At 57.8% G+C, this 19,203-nt stretch carries 16 protein-coding genes; 11 read left to right on the top strand and 5 right to left on the bottom strand.

Translation table 11 applies throughout. The features are described from left to right. Positions 1-111: 111 nt before the first annotated feature. The 3 genes from AC0L2C_RS00415 (at position 112) to AC0L2C_RS00405 (ending at position 3,009) form a co-directional block, all read left to right on the top strand. Positions 112-1,275 (top strand): glycosyltransferase family 4 protein, encoded by a 1,164-nt coding sequence (locus AC0L2C_RS00415; RefSeq protein WP_473522444.1) that lies wholly within the window; start codon positions 112-114, stop codon positions 1,273-1,275. Positions 1,276-1,383: 108 nt separating this feature from the next. Then, positions 1,384-2,199 (top strand): glycosyltransferase family 2 protein, encoded by an 816-nt coding sequence (locus tag AC0L2C_RS00410; RefSeq protein ID WP_287061296.1) that lies wholly within the window; start codon positions 1,384-1,386, stop codon positions 2,197-2,199. Between the two features lie 78 nt (positions 2,200-2,277). Then, a complete protein-coding gene (locus tag AC0L2C_RS00405; protein ID WP_287061295.1) occupies positions 2,278-3,009 on the top strand; it encodes a glycosyltransferase in 732 nt (243 codons plus the stop codon). 38 nt (positions 3,010-3,047) lie between these two features. Here the strand turns inward: AC0L2C_RS00405 and AC0L2C_RS00400 are convergent, their stop codons facing one another. After that, complete coding sequence (locus AC0L2C_RS00400) at positions 3,048-3,230, bottom strand: hypothetical protein (RefSeq protein ID WP_473522443.1); 183 nt, start codon at positions 3,228-3,230, stop codon at positions 3,048-3,050. 522 nt (positions 3,231-3,752) lie between these two features. Here AC0L2C_RS00400 and AC0L2C_RS00395 point away from each other — a divergent pair. The 5 genes from AC0L2C_RS00395 (at position 3,753) to AC0L2C_RS00375 (ending at position 11,124) form a co-directional block, all read left to right on the top strand. Then, positions 3,753-4,892, top strand: coding sequence for an acyltransferase family protein (locus AC0L2C_RS00395; protein ID WP_473522442.1), 1,140 nt, complete (start codon positions 3,753-3,755; stop codon positions 4,890-4,892). Positions 4,893-5,931: 1,039 nt separating this feature from the next. Next, on the top strand, positions 5,932-6,651 hold the full coding sequence (locus tag AC0L2C_RS00390; RefSeq protein WP_287061292.1) for a Crp/Fnr family transcriptional regulator: 720 nt from the start codon (positions 5,932-5,934) through the stop codon (positions 6,649-6,651). Between the two features lie 396 nt (positions 6,652-7,047). Beyond that, entirely contained in the window at positions 7,048-7,818 is a 771-nt protein-coding gene (locus AC0L2C_RS00385) for a response regulator transcription factor (RefSeq protein ID WP_287050089.1), read from the top strand. A gap of 59 nt (positions 7,819-7,877) precedes the next feature. Beyond that, a complete protein-coding gene (locus AC0L2C_RS00380; RefSeq protein ID WP_473522601.1) occupies positions 7,878-9,821 on the top strand; it encodes a GNVR domain-containing protein in 1,944 nt (647 codons plus the stop codon). Between the two features lie 412 nt (positions 9,822-10,233). After that, on the top strand, positions 10,234-11,124 hold the full coding sequence (locus AC0L2C_RS00375) for a sugar transferase (RefSeq protein WP_473522441.1): 891 nt from the start codon (positions 10,234-10,236) through the stop codon (positions 11,122-11,124). Positions 11,125-11,195: 71 nt separating this feature from the next. Here AC0L2C_RS00375 and AC0L2C_RS00370 read toward each other — a convergent pair whose 3' ends face one another. Continuing rightward, a complete protein-coding gene (locus AC0L2C_RS00370; RefSeq protein ID WP_287050091.1) occupies positions 11,196-11,438 on the bottom strand; it encodes a hypothetical protein in 243 nt (80 codons plus the stop codon). A gap of 149 nt (positions 11,439-11,587) precedes the next feature. Between AC0L2C_RS00370 and AC0L2C_RS00365 the strand changes: the two genes are divergently transcribed. Next, entirely contained in the window at positions 11,588-13,063 is a 1,476-nt protein-coding gene (locus AC0L2C_RS00365; RefSeq protein WP_287237079.1) for a hypothetical protein, read from the top strand. A 12-nt stretch (positions 13,064-13,075) separates the two neighbouring features. On the opposite strand, the gene AC0L2C_RS00360 is transcribed toward AC0L2C_RS00365, so the two are convergent. The 3 genes from AC0L2C_RS00360 to AC0L2C_RS00350 all read right to left on the bottom strand — a co-directional run bounded on the left by AC0L2C_RS00360 (position 13,076) and on the right by AC0L2C_RS00350 (position 16,328). Continuing rightward, the gene (locus AC0L2C_RS00360; protein ID WP_287363407.1) at positions 13,076-13,849 is read right to left on the bottom strand and encodes a TylF/MycF/NovP-related O-methyltransferase; all 774 of its coding nucleotides are present in this window, start codon (positions 13,847-13,849) and stop codon (positions 13,076-13,078) included. A gap of 138 nt (positions 13,850-13,987) precedes the next feature. Beyond that, positions 13,988-15,283, bottom strand: a complete 1,296-nt coding sequence (locus AC0L2C_RS00355; RefSeq protein ID WP_287061611.1) for a polysaccharide biosynthesis/export family protein — start codon at positions 15,281-15,283, stop codon at positions 13,988-13,990. Between the two features lie 178 nt (positions 15,284-15,461). After that, positions 15,462-16,328, bottom strand: a complete 867-nt coding sequence (locus AC0L2C_RS00350) for a glycosyltransferase family 2 protein (RefSeq protein WP_128245259.1) — start codon at positions 16,326-16,328, stop codon at positions 15,462-15,464. Positions 16,329-16,673: 345 nt separating this feature from the next. Between AC0L2C_RS00350 and AC0L2C_RS00345 the strand changes: the two genes are divergently transcribed. Both AC0L2C_RS00345 and AC0L2C_RS00340 read left to right on the top strand, forming a co-directional pair. Beyond that, positions 16,674-17,957, top strand: coding sequence for a glycosyltransferase (locus AC0L2C_RS00345; protein ID WP_419697011.1), 1,284 nt, complete (start codon positions 16,674-16,676; stop codon positions 17,955-17,957). Next, entirely contained in the window at positions 17,954-19,174 is a 1,221-nt protein-coding gene (locus tag AC0L2C_RS00340) for a class I SAM-dependent methyltransferase (RefSeq protein ID WP_128245260.1), read from the top strand. Before AC0L2C_RS00345 ends, AC0L2C_RS00340 begins: the two co-directional genes overlap by 4 nt. Positions 19,175-19,203: the final 29 nt, after the last annotated feature.

Here is a 19,203-nt window from a genome sequence, read left to right as displayed (position 1 = left end):
GGCAAATCGCAAGCAGCAGTGAACAATCAGCGGTTAGCTTTCCAACTGTTGCCGACGCGCGCCGACCCCTATAGACATCTAGGATGGCAATGGGGCGGGAGCGCAGACCCAATGCACGCGGGATATCGTGGCATCGAAAATCAATCCGACCGTCCGATCCTGTTCGTGCGCCAGCGCTACGCGCCCTTTGGCGGAGGCGAGATCATGCTGGAAAACATCATGGCGGCGTTCGCCGCGCGTCAACGGCCGGTGGCCGTGCTGTCAGGCGACTGGCCGCGACACGAAGGCATAGAGTTCATCCAGTGCGCCGGCCGCCGCTTTCCCCGCTACCTGCGGGCGACGTCCTTTGCTCGAGCCGCCTGCAGCAAGATCGCCGAAATGCCGCCGGCCCTGGTGCAGAGCAACGATCGCCTTCCGTGCTGCGACGTCTTCCGGGCTGGGGAAGGCGTCCATGCCGCCTATCTTGCCGAGCGACGGCGTTTCGAGACGCGGCTTGGCAGGGCAGCGATGGCGCTGAGCCCGTTTCACCGCCAGACGCTGCGCCTCGAGCGCGCGACCTATGCCAGCCCACGGCTTAAAGCGGTGATTGCCATTTCGAAAATGGTGGCTGAGGACGTTGTCCGTCACTACGACTATCCGGCCGAGCGCGTGCACCATATCCCCAACGGGGTCGACCTGGACCTCTTCAACCCTAAGTTGCGCCAACAGCATCGGGCCGTGGTCCGCTCACGGCTTGGCGTCAACGATGACAGGCCGGTCGTTCTCTTCGTAGGCTCGGGTTTTGCGCGAAAAGGACTTCTTGCCTTGATGAAGTCTGTCGCAATGCTCGATGGTGAGCCGGAGTTATGGGTCATTGGCCACGATTCGCGCGCCGATGCCTTCAAGCAGGCCGGCGACAGGCTTAGTCTTGGTGCAAGGCTCCGCATGCTGGGGCCGCAAAAAGATACGCTGCCATGGTACGGCGCCGCCGACATTGCCGTGCTGCCTTCCATCTATGATCCATTCGGCACAGTCGTGATCGAAGCCATGGCCAGCGGCTTGCCCGCCGTGGTCAGCACCGGGTGCGGGGCGCGCGAGCTTGTCGATCGCTTCGAGCCGACGCTTGTTTGCGACGCAGCAGGCGTAGACGACCTCGCCGCCGGGCTTGCCCGCGCGCTGCAGCTGTCGTCACGGCCTGAGACTGCGGTCAGGGTCAGGGCGGCAGCCGAACACTACGATTTCAACGTCATGATCAGGAGAATGATAGCGCTGTACGAAAATCTCGACCTGAAATAATTTTCGACATATTTTTTGAATCCGTTAGTATCACCAGAGCGCCAACCGGCCGGGGGGACAGTTTCATTTGAACAACAGTTGCAGTTTTGATGCCGGAACCGTCTGACCGTGCCTGCGCTCTCAGTCGTCATAATCAGCCGCAATGAGGAAGCGTGCATTGCACGTTGCCTTCGCTCGGTACATTTTGCCGACGAAATCGTCGTCCTCGACAATAACAGTACCGATCAGACCAGGGAAATCGCCAGCGGGCTCGGGGCCAAGGTGCTGATCACCCTCGATTGGCCGGGTTTCGGCGCGCAAAAAAACCGCGCCCTCGCCTCGGCGACAGGCGATTGGGTCCTTTCGCTTGATGCCGACGAATGGGTCGAGCCGCCGCTGGCCGCGGAAATCAGGGCCGCCATCGCCAACCCGAAAGGCTGTGACGGCTTCGAAATACCAAGACGATCGCGCTTTTGTGGGCGCATTGTCCGCCATGGCGGCTGGTCGCCCGATCTGGTGCTTAGGCTTTTCCGTCGCCAGTCCGGCCGCTTCAGCAACGACACCGTGCATGAGAAGGTGGTGGTGAATGGCAAGATCTCGCGATTGTCCCATCCCATGGAGCATGACTCGATCGCCGACCTGGCGGATGCGCATGACAAGATCGGCAGATACGCGCAAGCGTCCGCCGCGCGGCTGCTTGCCGAGGGGAAAAAAAGCTCGATCAGCAAGGCGGTTTTGCGCTCGGTCTGGGCTTATATGAACAGCTATGTCTTCAGGCTGGGGTTTCTGGACGGTTCGACCGGTGCGATGGTCGCCGCTTATTCGGCCGGCTACACCTATCAGAAATGGGCGCTTGTCGCGTTGGGCGGCAAGTCGAGGTGCGCCGAGGAGAGCCGGGCCGGGGTGAAGGGCAAATCCGCGGGCTTCAGAAATCGCCCTGGCTAATTTCCGCGCCATTGTTGCCGAGCTGTTGCCAGATGGTTAGTGTATGACCGTTTTGAAATTGGAGCCAAGGTACTGAATATGACTGATGCGTTTAGGGTATTCGTTGGATGGGACAGCCGCGAGCCGATCGCCTACGACGTGGCGCGGCACTCTTTGCTCAAAAACGCTTCGGTGCCTGTCTCCGTCATTCCAATCAAACAGGACGAGCTGCGTGCCCGTGACCTGTATTGGAGGGAAAAAGATCCGCTCGCGTCAACAGAGTTCACTTATACGCGGTTTCTCACGCCTTTTCTCGCCGACTATACGGGTTGGGCTTTGTTCTGCGATTGCGACTTCCTGTGGCTAGGTGACGTCGCAGGATTGCTGGAATACACGAAGTCGAATAAGGCGGTCTATTGCGTCCAGCACGACTATACGCCGAAGGCTACCACCAAGATGGATGGCGTTGTTCAGACATCCTACCCACGAAAAAACTGGTCCTCGCTGATGCTGTTCAATTGCGCGCACCCTTCGGTTAAATCGCTTACGCCGGAGGTCGTGAACCGCGAAAGTGGCGCCTACCTCCATCGAATGCAGTGGGTCGCCGATGAGGATTTGGGCTCGCTGCCGGTAGAGTGGAACTGGCTTGAAGGTTGGAACGAAAAGCCGGCGCATGGCACACCCAAGGCGGTCCACTATACAAGTGGCGGTCCGTGGTTTGCCGAGTGGCAGAATGTCGACTATGCGGATCTGTGGATAGCCGAACGCAACGAATTCCTGAGCAGTGCCGATCAAACGGAGGCTGCTCTTTCGCGCTCGGCGAGCCGGTAGCCCAGTCAAAAAGCCCCAGCGGCTGGCGGTGGCGATGCCTAACGCCGCTTGGGGTTCCCGCCCTGACGGCCGGTCTTCGCGCCCTGCTGCGGCACGACCTCGCCGAACACCGGGTTGGGCGCGCTCTTCGCGGGCGCCGGGACAGCCCGTATCGTTTCGACCAGGGTCGGGCGCTGCTTCGCCCCGGCACAAGCGCCCTCTACATCTGCCCGTCCAGCCATTCCCGCAAATCGCGGTCCTGCTTGTTTTCGGCAACGGGCAGCGAGTGCCGCGTCCAGACATACCAGATGGCGGCAAGCACCCCGGCAGCCCACGTGCCGGCAAAAACATTCGCAATGAGGTCGATTGGAACCTCCCAAGCCGGCTAGAACATTAGCACGGCATCATTTAGGAGGGCGACACCAATTAGGAGTAGAGCGGGTGGAGGGTAGGAGCGTCACCGCCACAGTCTCATCCAGCTATTCCTTGCGAGGTCGCGGCCAAGCCAGCGATGAGCAACAGCCATGCGGTCACCTTGAAGACGGCGCCTAGAATTCTTCGTCAATGGCAACGATCGGACGCAACGCTGCTCAACATATCAAGGCGCCGAGCAATCCAGGCGTGGCAGTTCGGTGGATCTGCCCACGAAACAGGACATATCCGACGGTTAATCAATTCGGCTATGTCCGAATGTAGTAGCAGGTGTGCTGACCGTTTCACGATAGTATTCGACCTTGGCCTCTGGCAAGGTTCGGAAACATTATATGGAACGCAATGTCCACTACCACGTCATGGACTTCTTGCGCATTTTTGCAGCGCTCTTGGTGCTGCTGAACCATTTCGCGACATTCGCCTGGAGCAGTGCGTCAGTCACCGAGGGAAGCGATGTCGCCTTCGGTTTTCTGTCGGCGTTTGCCGGTTTGGGTGCTGTAGGGGTCGAAGTTTTTTTCGTAATTTCCGGGTTCGTCATTGCCATGAGCGCTGCAGGCGAAGGGGGCGCGTCGCAAGCGCTGCGCTTCGCGCGCACGCGCGCTACGCGTATTTTGCCCGCCCTGTGGCTGTCCGCGCTCGTCAGCTTGGCCGCACGAGCTCTCTATGGCGAGGATTTTTCCCATCTTCTGATGGATTTTTTCAGATCGGTAACCTTGTCTCCCAAGGGCCCTTATATCGACGGGGTCGTATGGTCGCTCGTCGTCGAGGCCGTATTCTACGTCCTGGTGGCCGCGTCAATTTTGTCGAGGTTTCGCTTATCACTCTATGATCTGGCCAAAATAATAGGGTTTTCGAGCTCGGTATACCTTCTCATTCTCTCCGGGTTGCACTTGCTGCCGCCGTCCACGCGGCCGGAAGAAGCGATATCAGTGCTTTCGCGGTTCCCCTTCAAACTGCTTCTGCTGCAGCACGGCGTTTTCTTCGCGACCGGCATGATCATCTTTCTTGTCAGGAACGGCGGCGACGGCCGTAGCGAAATGGGACATGCGGGGAAGACGATATTGATATTGTTTTTTGGCTGTATGGGCACTGCTGAAATTTTTATGTCGGTTGAACGCGGTTATGCATATAAAACCGCCGCGGTGATTGTGTGGTTGATGTGCATGTATGCAATGGCAGCAGGAATAAGGTATAATGAAGTCATTAAATACAATATTTCAGGCTACCGGAATTTTGTGAGATACATTGGGGGAATTAGCTATCCAGTATATCTGAATCATTACTCGGTTGGAATGGTTGTGGTCTGGTGGTTGTTTTCATTAGGTTTTTCGACGCCCCTTGCCTTTGTACTGTCTATGCTATGCGTTTTGGGTTTGAGCATGGCGGTCATGTCCTTGGAAAAGCGGATTCAAAACGCCATCAGGCGAGAGTTTCCTAGACCCGACGCCAAGCGAGATCAAATGGCAGTTTAGCGCGTCTCCGAGAGGAGGGTAGGAAATCCCATGGCTTTTGCGTGGTGAGCAGGGGATCCGGGCGACTACATCGATAATCACGGGCCGAGCAAGGCGACAATTTCGGCGTGACCTGAGTATCGGTCCTCCAGGGCGGACCAATCCGGCCGCAAGCCGCAACCGGAGCCACCGCGACTTGGCGGGAGCACCAACCCTATGGAGCGCAACAGGGCGGTTGAGGCGGCCGCTCGCCCTGAAGCGCGTCGCCCTCTTTAGGGTGCGTGGCGAGCGTCTCTTCGCACGTGCGAGGCAATTGGGGCTTCAGAGCTAACGCGAATGGAGTACTCGCGCCTGTGTCGCGGCTGAACCCAGAGACAGTTTGGCTCGAAAGAGGGACGGTCAATCGACGCGTTCCGGTCCTGAAACTGCAGCGTTACTCATCGAGCCGAAGTGGCCGAATCTGTGAATGAACGCTCTCGTCCGTTCAAACCTTGTCACCGCAATGAGGAATTCTCGTACCGGGCCCAGCGCGACCTGCCGGCTTTGTGAGGCATCTGGCCTGCAGCGGTTGCACTTGAGTGACCCGGTGCTGCTCGATCTGGCGGAACCCGAGGTGCTATCTGGGAGTGAAATCAGAAGGTTGCAGGATGGGGTAGCGGCACGTTCCGCCCGATGTTGAACGACCGCCGGTTCGCCCCCGACAACTTAAGCGCGACCGCAAGTCAGCAGCAATGCCTGGCCTTGCTGTCGGTAGGCTAGCCAGTCACGCCGAAAGCCGTAAGCATCCGGAAGGGTGGCGTGGTCGAAAGTTGCACGGTGTCCATCAATCGCTTCCGACCGCCGGAGACCTCACCATTCGAATGGATGGTGCAGAACGTCGGTCGAGCTTTATGATGAATTCGGGTCCTACTGCGCTCGATCAGGTGTGATCCTTGCTTTTTTGTGAGAGTGCAGTGCAATATCACCCAATGGTTGTAGCCCGTGCAGGGTACTCAACACGTCAAAGCTGGAGTACGTTTTTGCGTAGGGAGGGTATAAGGGGAGGATTGGCGGGGTTCGAATGACGTATGCTACAAGCCTTTCATTGAGTGAGAATGAAAACCGTCCGACGTCAGTCGCAGTCAAAAGCGACGATAAGGCGTACATCAAGGCGCTAGGCTTCATGCCGAAGCGATATGCGGCGCAGACCGCTATCGTCAATCAGGGGGAGGACGGCGATCGCGTCTTCATAATCGAGTCTGGCTGGGGTTGCATTTCTCATGACCTTGCCGGGGGACAGCGACAGATTTTGGACTTTGCCCTGAAGGGCGACATTGTCCTGCCACAGACGTATACGGGCGCTGCTCTCCAGACATTTGTGGCTCAATCCGACCTTGCGGTGCTGGAAGCCTCGGCCAAGACGCTTGCTCTTGGAGCAGCGAAGTCGCCCCACATAGCCTCGCTTTTTCTTGAAACGCTGGCGCGCCAGCGAGCGCTTGTTGCCCAACACCTCACCAATATAGGCCGACGCAGCGCCTTGGCGCGTACAGCGCACTTGCTGCTCGAGCTGAGAGCGCGCTTGGAGCGCGTCGGCGCTGCCAGCCGCACTGGCTTTGCATGCCCTCTCACCCAGTATGACCTCGCGGACGCGCTCGGCCTGACGCCGGTCCATGTCAATCGAATGCTGCGGGAATTACGGGAACGCGGGTTTCTGGAGTTCCGCCAAGGTCACGTCCGCGTGCTGGATCGGCTGGGCGTAACGAAGTTTGCCGAGTTCGATGACAGGTATATCGATGGTTGACACTTACTTTGGCGCACGATGCAAAGGCGGTGCGACGCGCCTTGAAGCCGCGCTGCCATCGGCGACGCCCGCTGTCTTTAGCGACGGTCCGCCGCGCCTGGCAAACAACGCGATGTCGGTGAGTTCTCTGGCTACCATCCCTCCTAGACCAAACTGCTAGGGCCAAGTGAAGGGATAGAAAATTTTTTACCTTTTATTAACCTAAATTAGTGAAGGCACATCTTTTCGGCGATAAACATTATGGACGGGGTAGTGCTGTCCAAGGTGGGGCTTGGGAAATCCCGAGGTTATAGTGAAGGCGACGCGAACAGATCATCGTTCGCGGCAAATAGTATTTGCCTGCAGTACATATCGTACTGGTCTCGAAACGTTGGGTAGAGTTTGGGGAGTAAGTTCATGGTTCCGACAATTCAACTGGATAGCAAATCACCCGGTGCACTTGAATTCGTATCGCGCAAGGCTGGGAATGGAATACATCTTCATAGACATGGCTTGACCGAATCTTGCCTGGCTCTGCTAGACGAGCGAGTGCTTGACCGACAATGTCTTGCGCAATGCCTGACCGCCTATGGCATCGGGAAGGAAATCCTGTCGTTCGGCTCGATCGAAGAGTGGCGGCATCAAGAGAATGCACTGTCGATATCGGCTATTCTGCTGAACGTGGGCAGCCGAAAGGTGACAGATGCAAGGACCGGCAGCGAAATCGCCGATCTCGTGAATGAGGCCCACCCGGTTCCAGTGTTGATTTTGGCCGATACCGACGATCTGGAGCAGATTCTGAAGGCGTTGAATTATGGCGCAAAAGCCTACATCCCTTCATCGATCCGTTTCGAGATCTGTGTTGAAGCCGTAAATCTTGTCCTTGCCGGCGGCACATTTGTGCCGGCAAGCAGCGTGCTTGCCCAGCACAAGGCAATCGACACAACCGCCGATATGACAAGGCCCATGGCGAGTGTGTTCACGGAGCGGCAAGAAGAGGTCGTCCAGGCTCTCAGGCGTGGCAAGGCGAACAAGATAATCGCTCATGAGCTCAACCTTCGCGAGAGCACGGTCAAGGTCCATATCCGCAACATCATGAAGAAGCTGAAGGCGACGAACAGGACGGAGGTCGTCTACAAGCTCAATGAGATGTTTCCTGGCGCCCACCTGTTGGGCCGATCGAGCTAAACGGTTGTCATCATAACAGTGGCGCGGCTGCATGCTCGTAGCGGGACCCATCGGTGGCGATGCTGCTCGAGCGTTGCAGTTCGCCGCTCTTTTTGTTGCAGATATGGATTGAAGCCATGCTAGACCGGCCGTCGGCGGCAATTGCTCACAAGCCATGGCTTGGGGCGGACGCACCGCAGGACTTTATCAGCCTCGCTGACGTTGTCTCGTTTGCTCGGCAGTATCTTTTCTCGATTCTTTCGTTCGTCGTCGCCGGAATCGTTTGCGCCACATTCTACTTTGCTACCTCAGATCCTATTTATTCGGCGCGCACCCAGATCCTGATCGAACCGAAGATACCCAGAAACCTTCAGCAGCAACCGGCCGAAGTGAACCTGTCGCTCGACACCGCTCAGGTCGAGAGCCAACTTGCAGTTCTGCGCTCCCAGAAGATCGCGATGATGGTGATCGATGATCTTGGACTCCTGGACAATCCAACCTTCAGGGATCTGGACGGTCCGACCATCGGCGAGAGGTTTCGCAGAGCCTGGATGGGCATCGTCGATGCCGGCGGATTCCATGCCGGCAATGCTGCGCTGACGGATTTCTTCCATAGCGTGCTGCCCTGGCCGGATCGTTTGGAGGTGAACGGGCCGCAGCTGGAATCCGAGCGTCGGCGTCGCGCGGTGGAGATATTCAGCGATGGTCTGGATGTCCAGCGTGTCGGTGTCTCCTATGCAATGGACATTACATTCCAGTCTCACGATCCGGCATTGGCGGCACGCGTCGCAAACGCCACAGCAGAAGCGTTCGTGCGCGAGCAAGTGCAAACGACAACAGCAACGGCTAGCGAAGGCATCGCATGGCTGGAAAGGCGGATGCGGGAGGTCGGTGATCAGATGAACAGGGCGACCCGGGTCGCCCAGGAGTTTCGCGCAAAACACGACTACAGCATCGGTCAGGACGAGACGCCCGTCGCCGGACAGGACCTCGTACACAGCGAAGGAAAGCCAACACACCAGATTACGCTGGAGCAATTGGAGGTTACCGCCGACACCTACCGAAAGATGTATGAAAGCCTGCTCGCGGCATATACAAACTCGGTCGACCAACAGCCTTATCTGATCGCCGATGCTCGCGTGATCACGTCCGCGACGAGCCCCAAGAAGGCAAGTCGGCCGCGCAGGACGCTGATCCTCGCCTTTGGCGCACTTGCCGGGATGGTAGCTGGCATCGGGTTCGCCGTGGCGCGACGCGGGCTCGATCGGAACGTGAGGACCCCGCGTCAGATCCGTCGCGAACTGGGCCTGGCCTGTATTGGAGAATTGCCGCCGGTCAGCTTCAGGCGGGGTGGTTTTGGCCGGCTTGACGAGGTACTCAGGAACCCGGACTCTTCATTCAGCGGCAGCCTCAGGAGCGTCAAGGCGATCATGGGCCTGGCCGGGGCCAACGCTTCAAGGGGGCGTCGCATCGGAATTACATCCGTGTCCCCCGGCGACGGCAAGAGCACCGTTGTAAGCAATCTGGCGGCGCTGTGTGGGGGGTCGGGCACGGCGACCCTCGTGATCAACGCCGACGATAAGTCGGCACTGGCCAACGAACGTCTCTTTTCCTCCGATTTCACCGTGATCGATCGGGATTCCGGCAACCCTAAAGACATCAGCAAGCAAATCCAATTCATTGAAAAGACATCGTTTTATTATTTGAAGAACGATGCGTCGAATTGGGCGAATTTGCTGATTCCCGATAATATGGAGAAATTGCTGAACGAAGTTGGCAGTTACAGTATCGTCATTGTTGAACTGCCACCGTTCAGTTCCGGTGCCGAAGGGCTTGCTCTCTGCCCGCTTCTTGATGGCGTGATTGTGGTGGCGCAGTGGGGCGTGACGTCGCTTGATCAGCTGGAAGACCTGACGCAGACACTCAAAAACACCAATTCCTCCGTCCTTGGCGTGTTGATGACACGTGTTCGTACTGTTTCGGCCCGGCGTTACCGGAAGCGCGCAGGTCAAGCGCCGCGCTGACATCCTGGCCTCCTCTCGGCAGCACGTCGCGCGCAAAAAGCATGCCCTCGGCCTTGAAGCCGGCTTGAACCGAGGGTGCGCAGCGGCTTTGCGATAACGATGCATCAAAAACAAGACCTTAAAGCGCGTCGCATGAATCCGTTCAAATGCGACGCGCTTTAGAGTCCGCGGCAAGTCTCGACACCGCCCCGTCAATCCGACACTTGCCCGTCAAAGGGAATCCGCGCCCCTTCGGGGCTCGCGAGTCGAAAAATCGATTCCGATATCGTGCCAGGCATTGAACGGAGCAGCCATTCGTCCGTACCCGGCCTAGCAACTAAGGGGTAGGCCACGCTGCCAAACAACCCCCGATCTACCACCTTTTCCTTGCTTGCCGGAGATCATCCGTCGTCGACAAGATGCAGGCAATAAGTTGAAAATCGAGCGCAAGCGGAAGATGTCCAACGTAACCGAAAGCAACCTGCGGCAGTGCGAAGACCTGGCTGTTGAAGGCTGGGCTCTACTGGTCGGAGCCGGGCCCCCCGCGACATCGCTTCTTCGGCGCGACAGCGACGCGGCCGCACGATCGATCACGCCAGACCTTCCGTCGCCTCAACTCAACGCAAGCCATGACCATGGCGCCGTTCCGTTTGAGCCGGATATGCGCACGGCAAGCATTGACGACGATGTGCGGACCGAAAGCCGAGAGCCTCTCGGCGGTTGGGCCAAGAGGCTGCTGGATCTGATGGTAGCCTCGACAGCGCTCATTCTGGCCGGTCCGATCTTGGTTCTTATCCCACTTCTGATCAAGGCCACCACAGGCGGTCCGGTGCTGTTCGTTCACCACCGTATTGGATTCAACGGAAAGGTCTTCGACTGCTACAAGTTCCGCACCATGGTACCGAATGCCGAGGAGGTGCTCCAACGGCATCTGAGCTGCAATCCACAAGCCGCCCAGGAATGGGCAGCCAACCAGAAACTGAAGTGCGATCCGCGTATCCTGTTTTTCGGAAGGATGCTTCGCAAATCGAGCCTGGACGAGCTGCCGCAGTTGTTCAACATCTTGCGGGGCGACATGAGTTGCGTCGGCCCGCGTCCTGTCGTTGCCGACGAATTGCAACGCTATGGCGCCGCATCGCATGAATATTTGAAGACGCGGCCAGGACTGACCGGCCTCTGGCAGATAAACGGGAGAAACACGACTGAGTATTCGCATCGCGTATTGCTGGACACGCAGTACGTTCGGACATGGTCTCTACGCCTCGATCTTTCGATCCTGATGCGGACGATACCGGCCATGATGAAGTTCGATCAGACCTCCTGACCTTGGCGATGTCAGGGGCGCGGCAGAAACGGCCTCAAGCGATTTTCGCCGACAAGGGATTGTCGCCCACTCTATTGTCCCCTTGGGCGATGCCGCAGCACGGCAATTGCAAGGCCGACCAGGTAGGCAATTTGGGTGACGACAACAAGATAAAACGTCGAGCGGATGGTGTTTGGAACAGACAGGTGAAGAAGACTGCCTACAGCGACGCTGCCGACGATCACCACCAAGGTCGTCACTATCAGCGCCGGCGCTCGCAACGTAAGCCCTATTGTCAGGGCAAGACCGGCAACGCCGATAATGGCAAGCAACACGGCGACCTCGTCCCTGGGTCAATCTACGCTGCGAGAACCAACCTTATCCTAAGCAAATCAGAGTCGCTGGTTTTTGTGAAGCCAAGCATTCAGCTCAGCGGTTCCGGCGGCGCCGTCAGGGTCTGGATCATTGATGGTCGGAGTGTGAAATGCAGGTTTCCCTCGTTGGGGCACTGATTTGCATGGGACTGCTGGCCCTCGTCGTTTATATGCGCTGGTCGCTGATCACTGCACTGATTGCCTCGCTGGCTTTTGGTGCGACGGCAATCGGGACAATAACCTCGCTTGGCGGTTCATCGCCGCTTATCTTTACCGTCTTTGATATGCTCGTGATAGTAGCCGCGCTGGCTCGACGGGGAATCTGGAGAGAAATAGGCGCGGTCTTCGTTCGTATAGGTGCCGCATGGATCGTCTGCGCGCTGATGATCTATGTCTGCATCGGAGCGCTGTTATTTCCGAGGCTCTTTGCAGGGCAGACAAGCGCCTTCGTCGCTTCCCGCACCGGCAGGGGCGTCTACGAAGCGGCCTTGGCGCCGGTATCGGCCAATATCTCTCAGGCGGGATACTTTATTCTGGGAGGGCTGACGTTCCTGGCGGCCTGTCTGCTGCTTCGGCGCAGCGGCACGTTAGCGGATATCAGGCGGGGCTTCTTCCTGTGGTTCAGCTTGCACGTGCTGATGGGCGCCCTGGATTTGCTGGGCAAGGTGCTCGGTGCCGGCGACATCCTTGCCCCGATCCGTACGGCCAACTACGCCATGCTGACGCAGGTCACGGAAGCTGGGTTCTGGCGGATCGCGGGGGCGTTTTCAGAGGCATCGTCGTTCGGTGGGGCATCGCTGGCAGGGCTGGCGTTCACCTACACCTATTGGCGCAAGACCGGATCCAAATTCGCATTGGGGTTAGGAGCGGCCCTGTTTGTTCTCCTGCTGCTGTCGACATCGTCGACCGCCTACGTTGGTCTTGCAATCGTAAGCGTGCCCGTTGTCTTTTCCATCGTGAAGTCGCTCGCTTCAGGTCGGCTGAGGTTGGGGGAGGCACTGCTTATCGCGTTGCTACCGCCCTTGCTCCTCTCCGCGATGGCCGCCAGTCTGTTCTATCCGCATTTCTTCGATCCGGTCTTGCAGCTTGTCGACAACACGGTAATCAACAAAGTCACATCAGCCTCCGGCCAAGAGCGCAGCTACTGGAACTACAAAAGCCTGCAGTCTTTCTTCGATACAGGTGGACTGGGGGTCGGGTTGGGAAGCTCGCGCGCCTCGAGTTGGCCGATCGCGGTGCTTTCCCAGTTGGGGCTGTTCGGCACCGCGATGATGACAGTTCTGTTGGCAATGCTGGTGCGGGGGGTGCGGGGTGGCCGCGGTCGCATCGATCCCGAGGTCGACGCGATCGCGTCGAGTGTCCGCGCTTGCGCCTTATCGGCGCTCGTGGCTGGATCCCTGGCAAGCGGCGGCGCCGACCCGGGTATCGTTTTCTTGATTCCTCTCGCCGTCGTTCTTGTCAGCCGGTTCTTGCCTGTTGAAGACGACAGTGTTGCTGAGGCTCCTGTAAGGACGCTCCGGCATTCGCGCGATTCCAGCGAACAGGTGATTAAATCGCAGGTCGGCACTGTTCCCGGCCGCGCCTAAAGCGATCTAGGCTCAGAGCTTTCGGAAGTATCCATGAGCTCCGAAACCCATAGTGCTATCGAATCCACCATACAAAAGCGCAACCTTTTCGGGTTTATCGCTAAGGAACTCGTCGCAGGCCTTCTTTACCCCCGGATAGAGATCGACTGAGTCGAACAATCCAGGATCACTGTAGTCGTCTATCAGACATGCAGCACCCTTTGATAGGCGAGGATATACATACTCCAAGCTGACCTTGACCGAGTCGTATAGGTCACCATCCAGATGCGCAAATGCAATTTTGTCCGGCAACTGTGTGGGAAGCGTATGTTCGAACCATCCCTGGTGAAGAATAGGCTGCCGAAGATTCAAACGCTTGAAGTTTGCCATGAGCGCATCCTTCGTAGTGGCCATGTCGCCCTTGTGAGCGTTGGCGTGGCCGTCTTCGGCACTGGCGTTCGGGAGACCTTCGAAGCTGTCATACAAGTGAAGGTTCCTGCTTGGATCGTAGTGCTGAAGTATGCGTTGGAATACCACGGCTGACTTGCCTTCGTGGCATCCCAATTCACAGAAGTCTCCCGGTACGTTGTAGAAAAGCGCTGCGCCTGCCAAGTGATACATGTCCATTCTCTGTTCAACACTGGTCATCCAGCCCGTGCGAACAGGTGGTGCGAGGACGAGATTTATTCCAAGTTTTCGGAGAACCTTGTTGGCAAAGCGAACCGTCTGAGACTTGGATGGCTTCTGTTGAATCCATTCATCGAACGTGTTGGTCAAGAAGACGTTCGGTAGGTCAGTTGCTTGCATAGCGAAGTCTCTTTTCCTCTCATAGAGCGCGATGGCGATAGAGCTATATAGTGCGTGTATTGGTCAAGGAAGTTACCTGATCTACATCAAGCAGTCGCGCGTTGCTACCTAATCCTTCTAGCAAGACCCGCCGGGAGGCTACGGAACGCCTACAGTATCGCCGGCGGTTTCTGCCTTGAGTTCTATTCCCGGCGCCTCGTGCCGCTCGGTCGATGTCAGGTCCAGCGCGCCCGTTTCATCCTCAGCCAGTGGTATTTCAACCTTGATCGTGTCTCCGGGCTCGACGGCACTCGTTTCGCTAGCTTGGATTTGCACTGTCGCACCATCCGCCGACGGCCGGAAAATCGTGTAGATCGGCGCAGCCAGCTCCGCATCAGTTCGGCGGGCAAGAAGGCTCGGGGCAGAAACCGCGGACTCGTACAATAGCCGCCTTGCCGTCTCTGTCTTGCTTTCGAGAGCATCGAGCTCAGCTTGCGTTTGACGCAGGTCGATCGTTACCTCATTTTTGCGCCCATCCTGGAGCTCGAGAATTGATATGTCAGTTTTGCTGATTTCCTGACGCCCACGCAGCAGACTGGTTTCCGCCGACAACCTCTCGCTCTGCGCCTGGGCAAGGGCCCGCTCTAGAGAAAACTCGCGCGGGGCCGCCGCAAGGCCTTTGACGACAAGCGCCGAAACCGCTGTCAACTCTTTCTGGATTGAGCCGATTTGCTTGTCGAGGAAAACGAGTTGCGCTTCCAGCGAGGCAAGTTCCTTCTGGAGGAACTCGCGCAGTCCATGAAGCGCCCTGACCTGAGTGTCCAATCCCTCGCTGCGCGCCTGGAAGATCAGGCGCTCCTGCTTCAAGAGCATCGCAAAGACGTCGTCTTGAATGCGGGAGGTCAATTGGGCCGGAAACTGAATGTCGCTGGCATGCGAGAGTTCCGCCTCGAGTCGTGCCTTGCGAGCGATGAGACTGGCCTCGTTCAGTCTGAGCAGGCTCACATCCCCTTCGCCCTGGATCACTTCGCGCTCGAACCTGGCGTCCCTGTCCTCTCGAGTCCGCAACCCGCCCGCGATGCTCAATGCCTGCAACACGGTCAGCCCAGGCCGGTATGCGAATTCTCCCGACTGCGTCACCTTGCCGACAACATAGAACGGTCGGAACTGGACGATTTCCACCGCCGTATTCGGTTTTCGGGCAAGGCCGGTACTTTTCATGAGACTGTCGCCGATCGAGTTTGCGATCTCACCGGTGGTGAGTCCGGCGGCCTTGATTTCGCCGACCAGCGGTAGCGAAACGGAGCCATTGGGACCGACCGTGTACTCGTCGTTGAGAGCATCCCAGCCAAAAATCTTGTCGCGTGACGCACGCCATTCGTAGACCTTGACGCGGAGCTTGTCCTGCGGACCGAGCACATACTCTTTGTCGTTTGCAGCCGAGGCACCCAACATGCCGGCCAGGGATATCCCCGCATACACCACGACGTGGAGAATGCGCCAACCTTTGCGCTGAGCCGACAACTGGCCCAGGCGCCGAACTCGATGATTTGAGCGAGCGTCGCTGTCGACTGAAAAGGGCAGTTCCTGGAGCATCTCTTACCTCTGCACTAGATCTTCTCTTTCCTCTGCACTAGATCTTCAGAATATACTCGGGCTCCACCCGGCCCCTTGCCACATGTGAAAGGGCCAGGAGATTGCCGCGCAGACGCCCTCGCCGGTCGACGTAGGATTCCGGCCAGAGGCTGCGCATGAGATTGGCGAGCAGATTTTTGCCCATCAATCTAAGTGCGAAAGTCGATGGGACGGTGCCTTTGCGGACGAGGTAGATCGGATTCGCCACTTGGGAATAGCCGAAACGGATGCCGTTTACGCGACCGCTCTTGATGCCGAGGTGAACCCCGCGGATCGACGGCAAACGGACGACCCGCCCTCTGGCTCTCAACTGGCTGGTGAAATCAACGTCTTCCTGCCAGCCATAGAGCGCAAGCCGTTCGTCGAAGCGCAGGCCGTTGATGAATGCGGCCCTGATCGACATGTTGCATCCATAGGCGCTGAGTTGATCCACCCCACGCGATTCAGTCGCAGGGCCGGCCTCGCGAAGCGCCTGGATGCCCTCGTCCCATGTGAGCCCTGCGGTTGTCGCGCCGTCCTTAAGCACGTGTCCCGTCATCACTGCCCAGTCGGGCTGCTGCTTGAACGCCTTCGATACGCCTTCGAGGTAGTCGTCCGCCGGAATGAAATCGTCGTCGAAAAAGGTGATTATGTCGAAACGGTCGCCTGCGACGTCGAGGGCGATGTTGCGCTGCGCCGGCAAGCCGGTCCTTCCGACGACGCGCGATACGGGAAACCGGCAAACCGTGTTACCGGGAATATGGCTGGCGTCGGGGGCCGACAGTATCACGGCGTCAGGGAGCAGGGTCTGTCGCTCAAGCTGTGCGAGAAGCCGAGCCACTTGTTCTTTGCGACCAAACGTTGCGACGATCACCACCACTTTCATCGACGATCAACTCTCCTCGCGAGCAATGGATTACAGATACGGCGTGCGACCACTGCTTGCGAAGTGAGCGCGCTGTGATCCTAATCCGCCGGCCGCGCCGATACAGCCTGCGCATAAGGTTAGCGTTGAGGCCTGCTTAGGCCCATCGAAGTAGTAGACGTACCTCGTTGGAGTACATCCGGCCTCGGGAGGGTGCGGCGCTTAACCCGATAGGCAACTTGTTTGGACGGGACGGACGGCACACAGTCGCTGAGCATCCGGGCAACAAGAATTCCGGAAAAAAAAGTGCCAACATTCCGTGAGGGGCAAAGCATGCGCCATGTGCGACAGCCGAAAGCAACCACTATGGTGGGCCGTGATGCCAAACATTTGCGATCCATCAGCAAGACGCCATTTGCCGCGATAGACCGCAACGCCCGCATCGCCGTCGTGCATGATTGGTGCCCCAACTTTCGGGGAGGGGAGCAGGTCCTTGCTCGTATCTGCAAGACTTTTCCAAGAGCCGAGGTCTTCACCCTCTTTGATTTTCTCCCGAAGGAAATCAAGGAAGAGTATTTTCCAGGCGTAATTTTCCACGTTTCCGGCATGAATCGACTTCCGTTCGTGGAAAAGTACTACAGGTCACTTTTCTTTCTCTGTCCGTTTATGATCGAACAATTTGATGTCACGGGTTATGACGCGGTAATTTCCTCTTCGGCCGCATTCTCTCGAGGCGTTCTGACTCGCCCAGACCAACTACACCTGTGCTATGTGCACAGTCCGGTGCGGTATGCGTGGGACGAACAATTCTCCTATTTGCAGCAAGCCGGCCTGGGATTTGGACCAAAAGGTCTAGCCTTTCGTTACATGCTTCACAGGCTGCGGACCTGGGACACCCGAACGGCACATGGTCCTGACCTGATGCTGGCAAACTCGAATTATGTCCGCTCTCGAATCGAACGGATTTACGGCCGCGACGCGCGGGTAGTCCATCCGCCGGTCGCCATCGAGGATCTTAAATTCGTGGTCAACAAGGATGACTACTACGTCACGGCCGCGTTCCACGCCCCGTATAAGCGTACGGATCTGATAATCGAGGCGTTCAGCAAAACGCCGTCGCGTCGCCTGGTTGTTGTAGGCGACGAAGTACAATCCAAGCATCTGCGATCGCTTGCCGGCTCCAACATAGTCTTCACCGGTTATCTGCCGCGGCATGAATACATCGAAAAAATCGCCAATGCTCGTGCGATGGTGTTCGCTGGATGCGAGGATTTCGGGATAACGCTTGCCGAGGCCCAAGCGTGTGGTACTCCATTGATCGCCTTCGGCCGCGGAGGTGCGCGCGACATTGTCCGGCCGCTTGGCGAGAGCGCCCATCCGACAGGTGTGCTCTTCGACCGTCAGGCCGTCGATTCCGTAGCTGGGGCCATTGATCTATTCGAGAAAAATGCACTGTCCATTACGCCGCACGCCTGTCGCATGAACGCGACCCGGTTCTCCGAGGAAAGATTCGACCTGGCGATTCTCGACGCCCTTGGCCTGGCCCAGTCTGTCCAACTCGCTCGCGCAACCGAGTACAATGAACTCTTCGGAGCCGAGAGCTCGACGCGCGATATAACCGGTTCACTTGTCGAGCCAATTCTACAATGAACTCATTTGACCTTCCCATGGCAAGTAACAGCAAAACGCTTCGATCGGCCGTGTGCCCGTGCTGCTCGGCGCCAGTCAGCCGGTCAATCTACCGGGTCGAAGCCATCCCGGTGCATAGTTGCGTCCTGCTTAACTCGGCCCAAGAAGCCCATGCCTTTCCTCGTCGCGACCTTGACCTCGCATTCTGCGAAGCATGCGGGTTCATATTCAACAGGGCCTTTGACGAGACGATCATGGGGTACTCCACCAACTTCGAGGAATCCCAGCATTTTTCCAGCACCTTCAACAATTTCGCGAAGGGACTTGCACGCGAGATTGCACAAAAATGTGCGATAGCCGGCAAGCACGTGTTAGAGATCGGCTGCGGCAAGGGTGAATTTCTCCGCGAACTTTGCATGACGGCCGGCGCCACCGGGCTCGGCATCGATCCAGCTTATCGAGCCGACAAAGGCCGTAATGACGAGTACGGCGACGTCAAGATCATCGTCGATTTTTTCGGACCGGACTACCAGCATCTCCAGGCGGATACGGTCCTCTGTCGCCACACGCTCGAACACGTAAGCTCGGTGTCGAGTTTCGTGCGGCTGATCCGCAAGATGATCGGCAAGAGGACCCAGGATTGGGCGGTCTTCGAGACGCCGGATGCAAAACGTGTGCTCGTGGAGAGCGCGTTCTGGGACATTTACTACGAGCATTGCTCCTATTTCAGTCCTGGCGCGCACGCACGCCTGTTTCGCCAGGAAGGTTTCGACGTTACCGATCTGGAGCTCGTCTACGACAACCAGTACATCGTTCAGTACGCCCGGCCGTCAGCCGGCCGGACGACGCCGAGACTACCGCTCGAGCACGATCTGGAAGTGATGCACCGTTTGGCGGAAACCTTTCCCGCCCGCGTGCGAGCCGCTCAGACTTGCTGGCAGGAGCGCATTCGCGCCGCGCACGCCGCCGGCCGGCGGGTCGTCCTGTGGGGCGGCGGCTCCAAGGCAGTGTCGTTCCTGACGACCTTGCAGCTTGGAGACGAAGTCTGGGCAGCAGTCGACATCAACCCCTACAAGCAAGGCAAGTTTACGCCCGGAACCGGGCACCCGGTCATCGCGCCAAGCGACTTGTTGGACGCTCCCCCTGATCTCGTCATCGTCATGAACCCGATATACCTGAATGAAGTGACGCAATCCTTGATTGCGCTGGACCTTCGAGCGGAAGTCGTCGCGGTCTGATTGCGCTCTCTCGTCAAAGAAGAACCCGA

This window comes from Mesorhizobium sp. WSM4845 (assembly GCF_055811455.1).
The sequence above is the reverse complement of the archived record's forward strand: the minus strand, read 5'-3'. Positions and strand labels throughout refer to the sequence as shown.